The 11,345-nt window shown below is 72.8% G+C and carries 11 protein-coding genes; 10 read left to right on the top strand and 1 reads right to left on the bottom strand.

Annotated elements, in window-relative coordinates; all coding sequences use genetic code 11:
• Nucleotides 1–77: 77 nt before the first annotated feature.
• Entirely contained in the window at nucleotides 78–1,175 is a 1,098-nt protein-coding gene (locus ACSMTC_RS15615; RefSeq protein WP_436564697.1) for a S1C family serine protease, read from the top strand.
• Nucleotides 1,176–1,281: 106 nt separating this feature from the next.
• On the opposite strand, the gene ACSMTC_RS15610 is transcribed toward ACSMTC_RS15615, so the two are convergent.
• Nucleotides 1,282–2,481, bottom strand: a complete 1,200-nt coding sequence (locus ACSMTC_RS15610; protein WP_436564696.1) for a sensor histidine kinase — start codon at nucleotides 2,479–2,481, stop codon at nucleotides 1,282–1,284.
• Between the two features lie 312 nt (nucleotides 2,482–2,793).
• Between ACSMTC_RS15610 and ACSMTC_RS15605 the strand changes: the two genes are divergently transcribed.
• The 9 genes from ACSMTC_RS15605 to ACSMTC_RS15565 are packed head-to-tail and all read left to right on the top strand — an operon-like array spanning nucleotide 2,794 to nucleotide 11,296.
• A complete protein-coding gene (locus ACSMTC_RS15605) occupies nucleotides 2,794–3,201 on the top strand; it encodes an NADH-quinone oxidoreductase subunit A (RefSeq protein WP_436560288.1) in 408 nt (135 codons plus the stop codon).
• Entirely contained in the window at nucleotides 3,192–3,854 is a 663-nt protein-coding gene (locus ACSMTC_RS15600) for an NADH-quinone oxidoreductase subunit B (RefSeq protein ID WP_436560287.1), read from the top strand. The genes ACSMTC_RS15605 and ACSMTC_RS15600 overlap by 10 nt, the downstream gene beginning before the upstream one ends.
• The gene (locus ACSMTC_RS15595) at nucleotides 3,851–5,086 is read left to right on the top strand and encodes an NADH-quinone oxidoreductase subunit C (RefSeq protein ID WP_436560286.1); all 1,236 of its coding nucleotides are present in this window, start codon (nucleotides 3,851–3,853) and stop codon (nucleotides 5,084–5,086) included. Before ACSMTC_RS15600 ends, ACSMTC_RS15595 begins: the two co-directional genes overlap by 4 nt.
• A gap of 2 nt (nucleotides 5,087–5,088) precedes the next feature.
• On the top strand, nucleotides 5,089–6,042 hold the full coding sequence (nuoH, locus tag ACSMTC_RS15590; protein ID WP_436564695.1) for an NADH-quinone oxidoreductase subunit NuoH: 954 nt from the start codon (nucleotides 5,089–5,091) through the stop codon (nucleotides 6,040–6,042).
• Nucleotides 6,042–6,614: a NuoI/complex I 23 kDa subunit family protein gene (locus ACSMTC_RS15585; RefSeq protein WP_436560285.1), complete on the top strand. Its 573-nt coding sequence runs from the start codon at nucleotides 6,042–6,044 to the stop codon at nucleotides 6,612–6,614. Before nuoH ends, ACSMTC_RS15585 begins: the two co-directional genes overlap by 1 nt.
• A gap of 5 nt (nucleotides 6,615–6,619) precedes the next feature.
• Nucleotides 6,620–7,303, top strand: a complete 684-nt coding sequence (locus tag ACSMTC_RS15580; RefSeq protein ID WP_436564694.1) for an NADH-quinone oxidoreductase subunit J family protein — start codon at nucleotides 6,620–6,622, stop codon at nucleotides 7,301–7,303.
• A gap of 6 nt (nucleotides 7,304–7,309) precedes the next feature.
• On the top strand, nucleotides 7,310–7,678 hold the full coding sequence (nuoK, locus tag ACSMTC_RS15575; RefSeq protein ID WP_436560284.1) for an NADH-quinone oxidoreductase subunit NuoK: 369 nt from the start codon (nucleotides 7,310–7,312) through the stop codon (nucleotides 7,676–7,678).
• Nucleotides 7,675–9,693, top strand: a complete 2,019-nt coding sequence (locus ACSMTC_RS15570; RefSeq protein WP_436560283.1) for an NADH-quinone oxidoreductase subunit 5 family protein — start codon at nucleotides 7,675–7,677, stop codon at nucleotides 9,691–9,693. The genes nuoK and ACSMTC_RS15570 overlap by 4 nt, the downstream gene beginning before the upstream one ends.
• A 52-nt stretch (nucleotides 9,694–9,745) precedes the next feature.
• Nucleotides 9,746–11,296, top strand: a complete 1,551-nt coding sequence (locus ACSMTC_RS15565) for a complex I subunit 4 family protein (RefSeq protein WP_436560282.1) — start codon at nucleotides 9,746–9,748, stop codon at nucleotides 11,294–11,296.
• The last annotated feature ends 49 nt before the right edge of the window (nucleotides 11,297–11,345 follow it).

Genomic DNA, 11,345 nt, shown 5'->3' with positions numbered 1-11,345 from the left:
GCTGCTCGCCGAGGTCTCACCGTGTCCGGAACCGGAGGCTGCCCAAGGTGCACCCCAAGAAGGAACTCACCCGCCCGATCCCGGCAGGCCCCCGCCCCACCGGCCCGCGGCTGCTGCTCCCCGGGGCCGCCCTCGCGGTGGCCGGCCTGCTGGTGAGCGGCTGCACCAGCGGCTCCTCGTCCTCCTCGACCGTCTCCAACGCCTCCGCCAGCCCCACGGGTTCCGCCGTCCCCGGCAGCAACGGCGGGGTGCAGCTGCAGGAGGACTACCAGCGGGTCATCGGCAACGTACTGCCCTCGGTGGTGCAGATCACCACCCCGAGCGGCCTGGGCTCCGGGATCGTGTACGACACCAAGGGCAACATCGTCACCAACGCCCACGTGGTCGGCGCCGCCCAGACCTTCGCCGTCAGCCTGGCCAACAGCACCAAGACCCTGGACGCCACCCTGGTCGCCAGCTACCCGGACTCCGATCTCGCGGTGATCAGGCTGACCAACCCGCCGAGCGGCCTCAGGCCGGCCGCGTTCGGGGACAGCGCCAAGGTCGACGTCGGCCAGATCACCCTGGCCATGGGCAGCCCGCTCGGGCTCTCCTCCAGCGTCACCCAGGGGATCGTCTCGGCCATCGGCCGGACCGTCACCGAGCCGAGGAGCCCGCAGTCCCCCGGGGTCACGATCGGGAACATGGTGCAGACCTCGGCCGCCATCAACCCGGGCAACAGCGGTGGGGCACTGGTCAACCTGAACAGCCAGGTGATCGGGATCAACACGCTGGGGGCGGTGGACCAGGAGGCCAACGGCAGTGCCGCGCCCGGTATCGGCTTCGCCATCCCGGCCTCCACCGTGACCAGCATCGCCGACCAGCTGATCAAGCAGGGCAAGGTCACCAACTCGGGCCGGGCCGCCCTCGGCATCACCGCCCGGACGTACTTCAACTCCAGCTTCCAGCCGGCCGGTGCGGTGGTGGTCAGCACCACGGCGGGCGGTCCGGCCGCCACGGCGGGGCTCCAGCCGGGCGACGTGATCATCAAGCTGGGCGACACCCAGATCAACACGCTCAACGCGCTGACCACCGCGCTGGCCTCGCTCCAGCCGGAGAGCAAGGTCGGCGTCACTTTCGTCCGGGACGGCCAGAGCAGGACCGCCGACGTCACCCTGGGAACCCTGGGGAGCTGAGACCGCCGGTCGGTCCAGGACCTCCGGGCTCCGTCACGACCCCGGGCCCGGCAGCCGCACCGCGCAAGGGTCGCGGCCCGCCGGGCCCGGTCGTGTCCGTACGGGGTCAGCGGGCCCTGGTCCGCCAGGGGAGCTCGACCGTGACCTTGGTCGGTCCGCCCGCCGGGCTCTCCACCACGAAGACACCGTCCACGGCGCCGACCCGCTCGCCCAGGCCGGCCAGGCCGCCGCCCGGATAGGCCACGGCACCACCCCGGCCGTCGTCCTGGACCACCACCATCAGCCGTTCGCCGGACCGCCACGCCTCCACCGATGCGGTACGGGCACCGGAGTGCTTGGAGATGTTGGTCAAAAGCTCGCTCACGGTGAAGTACGCGATCCCCTCCACCGCGGAGTCCGGCCGCTGGACGGTGCCGTCCGGGTGCGCCAGGTCCACGTGCACCTTGACCCCGCCGGGGACGGTGCAGCGGGCGGCGACCGCCGAGAGGGCGGCGTCCAGGCCGCGGTCGGTCAGCACGGCCGGGTGGATGCCCCGGGCGAGGTCGCGCAGCTCCTGGAGGGCCAGCTTCACCTCGCCGTGCGCGGCGCCCACCATCTTCGCGGCGGCCTGGACGCCCTCGGTATCCTCGCTCTCGACCGAGTCGGCCAGCTTCTCCTTGGCCAGGCCGAGGTCCATGGCGAGGGCGACCAGCCGGGCCTGGGCGCCGTCGTGCAGGTCCCGCTCGATCCGGCGCAGGTCGGCGGCGGCGGTGTCGACCACCGCACCCCGGTCCTCCTCCAGCTCCTTCACCCGCTCGGTGAGCGCGCCGGGGGCGAGCAGGCTGCCGATCAGCATCCCGTCCACCGCGCCCAGCAGGCGCATCGCGTAGGGCAGCACCGGCCAGCCGGCGACCAGCAGGATCAGGGTCAGAGTGAAACTGAGGATGCCCCAGGGCAGCAGCAGGATCGCGTAGAGCGCGCTGCGCCAGTTCAGCCAGTCGGTCAGGGCGGCGATCACCCAGCCCGCCAGGCCCGGCCGGGAGACCACCACCGGACCCGGCTCGGGAAGGTCGAGGCCGAGACCGGCCCGGGCCCGGCCGCGGGCCACCGCGCCGAGCGCACGGCAGCCGACCAGCCCGCCGGCCAGCAGCGGCAGTCCGATCACGGTGATCGAGAATCCCAGTCCGGCGGTCAGCGTCAGTACGGTGAAGGAGAAGGCGACGAAGCCGATCGGCAGGTTGAGCAGCAGATGCTGGACCTGCCCCCACATCGCCGCCCCGTACAGCGGTGGACGGGTCGGCTGTCGGCTCGGCGGAGCGTCGTTCATGGCGTTGGCCCTCTCGGTGGACTGTCGGTACCAGCATTCCGGGTCGGCACCGGCGAGGGCCATGGGGGTGATCGGCGTCCGGGGCAGGGGGTTATCCCCACCCCTCGGCCGACCTGGCATCGAGCGTACGGCGGCGGGGAGCTCGGTCCCGGCCGGTGTCCACAAGGTGTCTTGAAGATCGGGCAGGGTGTGGGACAGCACGCCGCTGCGCTTAGACTCGCGCCGTAGCGATGGTTATGTGCGCGTAAAAAAAGAGGCCGGGTGAGCCCACCGGGAACGGTGGGGCCGAGGCCGATCTGGAGGCGAAGAAGCATGGAGGGGCCGCTGGCCGCTGTCGACCCCGCTGTGGGCGACGGCTACTTCGACGCGTATGCGGCGGTGGGCCTGCTGGCCGTCGTCGGCGTGCTCTTCGTCGCGGTGGCCTTCACCGCCAACCGTCTGCTGCGGCCGGTGGTGTACTCGCCGGAGAAGCTGCTCACCTACGAGTGCGGCGTCGACCCGGTCGGCGCGGACTGGGCGCACACCCAGGTCCGCTACTACGTCTACGCCTTCCTGTACGTGATCTTCGCAGTCGATGCGATCTACCTCTTCCCCTGGGCGACGGTCTTCGCCGCCGCCGGGTTCGGTATGACGACCCTGGTGGAGATGTTCGTCTTCATCGGTTTCCTCGCAGTCGGGCTGCTCTATGCCTGGAGGAAGGGCGTTCTGGAATGGACGTGACCCGCAACGTGACGCACAGCGCGACGCACAGCCACTCGCACGGTTCGGCCGGCGGACCGGTCCAGCTCGGTGTGCCCGACCCGGCGCGCCCGGGCGCGGTCGAGCCGCGCCGTCTGGGCCCGCTCGCCCGGCTGGCCCCGGACCCGGTCAAGGTGGTGCTCAACTGGGGGCGCCGCTACAGCCTCTGGTGCTTCAACTTCGGTCTCGCCTGTTGCGCGATCGAGTTCATCGCGGCGTCGATGGCCAAGCACGACTTCATCCGGATGGGTGTCATTCCGTTCGCCCCGGGCCCGCGCCAGGCCGATCTGATGATCGTCTCGGGCACGGTGACCGACAAGATGGCCCCGGCCGTCAAGCGTCTCTACGAGCAGATGCCCGAGCCCAAGTACGTGATCTCCTTCGGCGCCTGCTCCAACTCGGGCGGCCCGTACTGGGACTCGTACTCCGTCACCAAGGGCGTGGACCAGATCATCCCGGTCGACGTCTACGTGCCCGGCTGCCCGCCGCGGCCCGAGGCGTTGCTCCAGGGCATCCTCAAGCTGCAGGAGAAGATCGCGGCCGAGTCGCTGCCCGCCCGGTACACGGCGCCCGCCTCCGCGCTGCGCCGTCCGCTGGTCCCCGTGCCCGCGCAGACCCCGGGGAGCGAGAAGTGATCCCCCGCAGCGCCGAAGAGGTCGCGGCCGCGATCGGCGAGTGGGCCACCGCCGCCGAGGCGTACGAGCTGCTGACCGTGGACGTGCCGGCCGAGCACTGGATCGAGGCGCTCACCACCGCCAGGGACGCGCTCGGACTCGGCTTCTTCGACTGGCTGAGCGCGGTGGACGAGCTGGCCGAGGGCTTCTCGGTGGCCGCCCACCTGGCCGCGCCCGGCGCGCCGGGCGTACGGCACCTGGTGGTGCGCACCCGCATCCCGCGCGCCGCCGCCGCACTGCCGAGCGCCGTCGGGGTCTACGCCGGCGCCGCCTGGCACGAGCGTGAGACCCACGAGATGTTCGGCATCGACTTCACCGGCCACCCGCACCTGGTCACCCTGCTGCTGCCGGACGGCTTCGAGGGCCACCCGCTGCGCAAGGAGTTCGTGCTGGCGGCCCGGGTCGCCAAGGACTGGCCCGGCGCCAAGGAGCCGGGCGAGAGCGACCACGGCGGCGGCCCGGCCCGGCGCAAGATGCAGCCCGCCGGTGTGCCCGACCCCAACGAGTGGGGCCCCCTCAAGGGCACCCTGCCGGCCGTCGCCGAGCGTCCGGCCCGCGCCGCCCGCGGGCCGCGCGCGGCCGCGGCTGCCGCCGGTGCCGCCGGTGCCGCCGGTGCCGGCGCTGCCGCCGGTGCCGGGGCCGAGGGCGGACCCGCCGTACGGGCCGACCGGCCGCGCCGGACCCGCAGCATCAGCGAGGGCTCGGTGAGCCAGGCTGCCGAGGGTGCGGCCGAGGGTGCCGCAGTGGGTGCCGAGGGTGCGGCTCCGGTTCGGGCGCGTCGGACGCGCAGTGTGAGTGACGGCTCGGTGAGCCAGGCGGCCGAGGGTGCTGCCGAGGGTGCCGCAGCGGGTGCCGAGGGTGCGGCTCCGGTTCGGGCGCGTCGGACGCGCAGTGTGAGCGACGGCTCGGTGAGCCAGGCGGCCGCGCCGGAGCCGGAGCCGGAGCAGGAGCCGGTGGCGCCCGCCCGGCCGGCGGTGGCCCGTACGCAGTCCTCGGACGCGCCGTGGCACTCCCCGGTGCCCGCCACCGGGCCCGAGACCACCCCACCTGTCCCGGAGACCCCACCGGCGCAGACGGAGCAGCCGTCCGCCGCCGACGAAGCCGGCGAACCCGCTGAGCGGCCCGCCGAGCAGCCCGAGCAGCCCGTCGAGAAGCCCACCCAGAAGCCCGCCCAGAACGGAGACGGCACGTGAACCTGCTGGACACGCTGCTGCGCTGCGTCGCGGTCCTGGTCGTCTTCCTGGTCTTCCCGCTGGTCATCGGCCAGACCGAGCACAAGGTGATGGCCCACATGCAGGGGCGGCTCGGCCCGATGTACGCGGGCGGCTTCCACGGCTGGGCACAGCTGGTGGCCGACGGCGTCAAGTTCGCGCAGAAGGAGGACGTGGTCCCGCGCGACGCGGACCGGCGGGTCTTCCAGGTGGCGCCGGTCGTCGCGCTGCTGCCGTACCTGATCGTCCTGCTGCTGGTCCCGGTCGGACCGAACGGCTTCGTCGGCCAGGCGGTGGACGCCGGGCTGTTCTTCGTACTGGCCGTCATGGGCGTCGGCGTGCTCGGCTCGCTGATGGCCGGCTGGGCCTCCGCCAACAAGTTCTCGCTGCTCGGCGGTCTGCGGACGGCCGCGCAGCTGATGTCCTACGAGCTGCCGATGCTGCTCGCCGCCGCCTCGGTGGCGATGGCGGCGGGCACGCTCTCGCTGCCGGGCATCGTGGACGCCTTCCACTGGTGGTGGGTGCCGTGGCAGCTGATCGGCGCGTTCGTCTTCTTCACCGCCGGGCTGGCCGAGCTGCAGCGCCCGCCGTTCGACATGCCGGTGGCCGACTCGGAGATCATCTTCGGCGCGTACACCGAGTACACCGGGCTGCGCTTCGCGTTCTTCCTGCTCTCGGAGTTCGCGGGCATCCTGGTGATCTGCGCGCTCACCACGGTGCTCTTCCTCGGCGGCTGGCACGGCCCGCTGCCGGAGAGCCTCGGCTGGCTGTGGACCCTGCTCAAGACCTTCGCGCTGGCCTTCGTGGTGATCTGGCTCCGGGTCACCTACCCCCGGCTGCGCGAGGACCAGCTGATGCGGTTCGCCTGGACCTGCCTGATCCCGCTCGCCCTGCTCCAGCTGGCCATCACCGGCGTCGTCAAGGTGGCGATCTCCTGATGAACATTCCAGGCAGTGGTCTGGCCAAGGGCCTGGCCGTCACCCTGCGGACGATGACCAAGCGGTCGGTCACCGCGCAGTACCCGGACGTGCAGCCCGAGCTGCCCCCGCGTACCCGCGGCGTGATCGCGCTGCTGGAGGAGAACTGCACGGTGTGCATGCTCTGCGCCCGTGAGTGCCCCGACTGGTGCATCTACATCGACTCCCACAAGGAGACGCTGCCCGCCGCCGACCCCAACGCCCGTGCCCGCACCCGCAACGTGCTGGACCGCTTCGCGATCGACTTCTCGCTCTGCATGTACTGCGGCATCTGCATCGAGGTCTGCCCGTTCGACGCGCTCTTCTGGTCGCCCGAGTTCGAGTACGCGGAGACCGACATCCTGGAGCTGACCCACGAGCGGGACCGGCTGCGGGAGTGGATGTGGACGGTGCCGCCGCCGCCCGCGCTGGACCCGGGGGCCGAGGAACCCAAGGAGATCGCCATGGCCCGCAAGGCCGCCGACAAGCTGGCCGCCGCGGCGGCGGCCGAGGCTGCCGCCCAGGCCGAGGCCGGCGGGGGTGGGACGGAGTGACCGCGCTGCTCGCCGCGGCGGGTCCGCTGGACCCGGCCGCCCGCTCCTTCCTCTCCCCGACCGGTGTGGAGATCGTCTTCCTGCTGGTCGGCATCGCCGTGCTCGGCTCCGCCGTGATCTCGGTGACCACCAGGCAGCTGGTGCACGCCGCGCTCTGGCTGGTCGTCGCGCTCGGCGGCCTGGCGATCGAGTTCCTGCTGCTGACGGCCGAGTTCATCGCCTGGGTACAGGTGCTGATCTACCTCGGCTCGGTGATCGTCCTGGTGCTCTTCGGACTGATGCTCACCAAGGCGCCGATCGGCCGCTCGCCCGACGCGGACTCCGGCAACCGGTGGGTCGCGCTCGGCGTGGCCCTGGCCGCCGCGGGCACCCTGGTCACCCTGGTCGTGGACGCCTTCCGGACCTCCTGGCTGGACCTCGGGGCCGGCGGCGGATCCACCGCGGCGACCGGCGAGTACCTGTTCCGGCACTGGGTGCTGCCCTTCGAGGCGCTGTCCGTGCTGCTGCTGGCCGCGCTGGTCGGCGCGATCGTGCTCTCCCGCACCGGGAAGGGACGGCTCCCGAAGCCGCGTGCCGGGAAGCTGCGCGCGGGCAAGCCGGTCGGCACCAACGGGCGCGCGAGCGCGACCGCAGGGCAGACCGGTGCCACGGCTGCCGCAGCCCCGACGACCCCCGCGCAGGAGAGCTGACCGCCGATGCACCTCGTGTACCCAGCCGTCCTCGCCGCGCTGCTGTTCAGCGTCGGCGTCTACGGCGTGCTCGCCCGGCGGAACGCCATCCTGGTGCTGATGTCCGTCGAGCTGATGCTCAACGCCGTCAACCTGAACCTGGTCGCCTTCGACGCCTGGCTGCGCGACTCGTTGCACGCCGGGCAGGCGCTCACCCTCTTCACCATCACGGTCGCCGCCGCCGAGATCGGCCTCGGTCTCGCCATCGTCCTGCTGGTCTTCCGGACCAAGGGCACCGCGGACATCGACCGGCTCACCGCGCTCGGTGACCCGCACGAGGACGTCCCCGAGGCCGCCGCGGAGGCCGCCGTGCCGAACGACAGGGCCGCCGCATGAACCTCGCCCTCCCCGCCCTGGTACCCGCGCTGCCCGCGCTCGGCGCCGCCGCGACCCTGGCCACCGGCCGCCGCGCACCCGGCTTCGCCCGGCCGCTGGCCATCCTGCCGGTGGCCGCCTCGGCCGTGCTCGCCCTGATCGTCGCCCTCCAGCTGGGCGGCGGCCAGAGCCTGGACGCCGCCACCCGGCTCACCCCGACCGGCGGCCCCGACATCTCGCTCGCCATCCACCTGGACGGCTTCAGCTCGCTGATCTCCCTGCTGGTCGGCCTGGTCGCCACCTGCGTGCAGATCTACTCCACGGCCTATCTGAAGGACGACCCGCGCTACCCCTCGTACGCGGCGCTGGTCTCGCTCTTCACCGCCGCGATGTTCCTGGTCGTGTACTCCGGAGACCTGGTGGTGCTGCTGGTCGGCTGGGAGATCATGGGCATCTGCTCGTACTTCCTGATCGGCCACCACTGGGAGACCGCCGACGCCCGCTCCGCCTCGCTCAAGGCGTTCCTGGTCACCAAGCTCGGTGACGTCCCCTTCCTGTTCGCGATCATCCTGCTGGGCGCGGACACCGGGACGTTCCGGATCAGCGGAGTGCTGGAGGCGGCGGCCGGCGGAAAGCTCGGCCACCCGACCCTGATCGCGCTGCTGCTGCTCGCCGGGGTCGCCGGCAAGAGCGCGCAGTTCCCGCTGCACACCTGGCTCCCCGACGCGATGGCCGGTCCGACGCCGGTCTCCGCGCTGATCCACGCCGCCACCATGGTCGCCGCCGGTATCTACCTGGTCGCCCGGCTGCTGCCGGTCTTCCTGCTCTCCGGCGCCGCACTGCTGGTGCTCTCGGTGATGGCGGCCGTCACCATGGTCGGGTCCGCCCTGTGCGCGCTCGCCCAGGACGACCTCAAACGGGTCCTCGCCTACTCGACCGTCGGCCAGCTCGGCTACATGGCCGGTGCGCTGGCCAGCGGCGACCGCGACGCGGCCGTGTTCCACCTGGTCAGCCACGGCGCCTTCAAGGCCCTGCTGTTCCTCACCGCCGGTGTGGTGATCCACGCCGCGCACACCAACTCCATCTCCGCCATGTCCCGGATGCCGGACCTGCGCCGGCGGGTCCCCGACGCCTACTGGACGATGGGCATCGCCCTGGTCGCCCTGGTCGGACTGCCGCCGTTCTCCGGGTTCTTCAGCAAGGAGGCGGTGCTCACCGCCGCCGAGCACGCCGCGACCGGCGAGGCCGCCACCCACGGACTCGGCCCCGCCTCGGCGGTGCCCTCCGCCGCGGGCTGGATCGTGCTGGTCTCGGGGGCGCTCACCGCGCTGCTCACCGCCGCGTACGCCACCAGGCTCTGGCTGGTGGCCTTCCACTCGCCGACGGGCGCGCCGGCCGTCGCGCCGGCCGCCGGGCGGACCGCCGGGCACGCCGAGGGCGCGCCGTACTCGCCCGAGATCGACGAGGCGGGGACGCAGCTCGAACCGCACGCCATGCGCTGGCCGCTCTGGGTGCTCGCCGTCCCGACCATGGGGTTCGGCGTCGCGGGGCTGCGCTCCGACTGGCTGCCCGGCCTGCTGGACGGCGGCTCGCTGCGGCCCTCCACCACCACCGCGGTGATCGGTACCGCCCTCGCCCTGGCCGGGATCCTGATCGCGTACGCCGCCTGGCGCTCGGCCACCGCCCGCGCCGCCGCGGCCGTCCGCACGGCACCGGCCGGGGAGGCGCCGGCCGCCGCGGAGGCCGCCGACCCCGGGCGGACCCTGCTCGGTCCGCTCTTCGGCGCGGCGCGGCAGGGCTTCCACGTGGACCGGCTCTACAGCGCGCTGTTCGTCCGTCCGACGACCGCCGCCGCGCAACTGGTCCGCTTCCTGGACCGCGAGGTCATCGAGACCTACGTACGCGGCACGGGCGGCGGCGCCAACGTGCTCGGCTGGCTGGTCCGGCGGGCGCAGAACGGCAACGCGCAGGCCTATGTGAGCGTCCTGCTCGCCGGCGTCGTCGTGCTCGCCGTCCTGGTGGCGGTCGGCACATGACCCGTACACCCTCCTCCGTCCCGTCCACCGCAGCACGTCCTTGGAGCCACCGATGAACGCAGTCCTCATCGCCCTCCTGCTGCTGCCCCTGCTCGGTGCCGCCGCCACCCTCGCGCCGCTCGGCACCGGCCCGCAGGCCGAGCGGCGCGCGCTGCGGCTCGGTGTGGCAGTCACCGGCGCCGTCCTGCTGCTCACCGTCGTGCTCGCGGCCGGCTTCGACCACGGCGCGCCGAACCGGATGCAGGCCGTCACCGACCTGCGCTGGATCCCGGCCATCGGAGTGCGCTTCCACCTCGGCGTGGACGGCATCTCGCTGCCGCTGATCGTGCTCACCGCCCTGCTCACCTTCCTGTGCGCGGTGTACTCGACCAAGCGCCTGCCCGACGGCGAGGGCACCCCGAGCGCCCGCTCGTTCACCGGGCTGCTGCTGCTCCTGGAAGTCGGCATGCTGGCCACCTTCGCGGTGCTCGACCTGGTGCTGTTCTTTCTGGCCTTCGAGATCGTGCTGATCCCGATGTACTTCCTGATCGCCCGGTGGGGCAGCGGGCAGCGGGTGATGTCCGCCAACCGGTTCATCCTCTACACGCTGCTCGGCTCGGCCGTGATGCTGCTCGGCTTCCTGCTGGTCGGGCTCCAGGCGGGCACCTTCGACATGACCGAGCTCGCCGCCGCGCACGGCAGGGGGATCGGCCACACCACCCAGGTGATCGCCGCGCTGGCCATCCTGGCCGGCCTGGCGGTGAAGGCACCCGCCTGGCCGCTGCACAGCTGGCTCCCGGACGCGCACACCTCCGCGCCCACCGTCGGCTCGGTGCTGCTCGCCGGTGTGCTGCTGAAGATGGGCACCTACGGTCTGGTCCGCGTCCTCCTCCCGATCGTGCCGGACGGCACCGCCACCTTCGCCCCGTACCTGGGCGCGCTGGCGGCCGTCGGCATCCTCTACGGCTCACTGGCCTGCCTCGCGCTCGCCCGGCCCGGCGCCAAGGGCGACCTCAAGCGCCTGATCGCCTACTCCTCCGTCGGCCACATGGGCTTCGTGCTGCTGGGCATCGCCTCCCTCAGCCCAGTGGGCGTCAACGGCGCGCTGTTCGCCAACATCGCCCACGGACTGATCACCGGCCTGCTGTTCTTCCTGGTCGGCGCGGTCAAGGACCGCTACGGCACCGCCGACCTGGACACCCTCTCGGGTGCCACCGGCGCGGCCCTCTACGGCCGGGCACCGCGCCTGGGCGCGCTGCTCGGCTTCGCCGCCGTCGCCAGCCTCGGCCTCCCCGGGCTGGCCGGCTTCTGGGGCGAGCTGCTCGCCATGTTCGGCGCCTTCGACCCGGCCGCCGGGCTCTCGCGCCCCGCCTTCGTGACGTACATGGTGATCGCCGGACTCGGCACCCTCCTCACCGCCGCGTATCTGCTGGTCGTGGTCAAGCGCGTCTGCATGGGTGACCCGAAGCAGCCCGCCGTGGTCGCCGAGATCCCCGACATCCGCCCGTACGAGGCCGTCAGCTGGACCCCGCTCGCCGCGCTCACCGTGGTGGCCGGGCTCTGGCCGGCCCTCCTGCTGAGCCTGTCCGACCCCGCCGTCAAGCACCTCCTCGGGGGTGGCTGACCGATGCTCGGCACCCCGCTCGGCTCTCACCTCCTCCTGGGGCAGCCCG

Source organism: Kitasatospora sp. HPM-01-4 (assembly GCF_051374625.1).
GTDB lineage: Bacteria > Actinomycetota > Actinomycetes > Streptomycetales > Streptomycetaceae > Kitasatospora.
The sequence above is the reverse complement of the archived record's forward strand: the minus strand, read 5'-3'. Positions and strand labels throughout refer to the sequence as shown.

What these genes read in the sequence shown, in the direction of transcription:
- ACSMTC_RS15570 (WP_436560283.1), top strand. Translation starts at nt 7,675, where the DNA reads ATGAACCTCGCCCTCCCCGCCCTGGTACCCGCGCTGCCCGCGCTCGGC.
- ACSMTC_RS15605 (WP_436560288.1), top strand. Translation starts at nt 2,794, where the DNA reads ATGGAGGGGCCGCTGGCCGCTGTCGACCCCGCTGTGGGCGACGGCTAC.
- ACSMTC_RS15565 (WP_436560282.1), top strand. Translation starts at nt 9,746, where the DNA reads ATGAACGCAGTCCTCATCGCCCTCCTGCTGCTGCCCCTGCTCGGTGCC.
- ACSMTC_RS15610 (WP_436564696.1), bottom strand. Translation starts at nt 2,481, where the DNA reads ATGAACGACGCTCCGCCGAGCCGACAGCCGACCCGTCCACCGCTGTAC.
- nuoK (WP_436560284.1), top strand. Translation starts at nt 7,310, where the DNA reads ATGCACCTCGTGTACCCAGCCGTCCTCGCCGCGCTGCTGTTCAGCGTC.
- ACSMTC_RS15600 (WP_436560287.1), top strand. Translation starts at nt 3,192, where the DNA reads ATGGACGTGACCCGCAACGTGACGCACAGCGCGACGCACAGCCACTCG.
- ACSMTC_RS15585 (WP_436560285.1), top strand. Translation starts at nt 6,042, where the DNA reads ATGAACATTCCAGGCAGTGGTCTGGCCAAGGGCCTGGCCGTCACCCTG.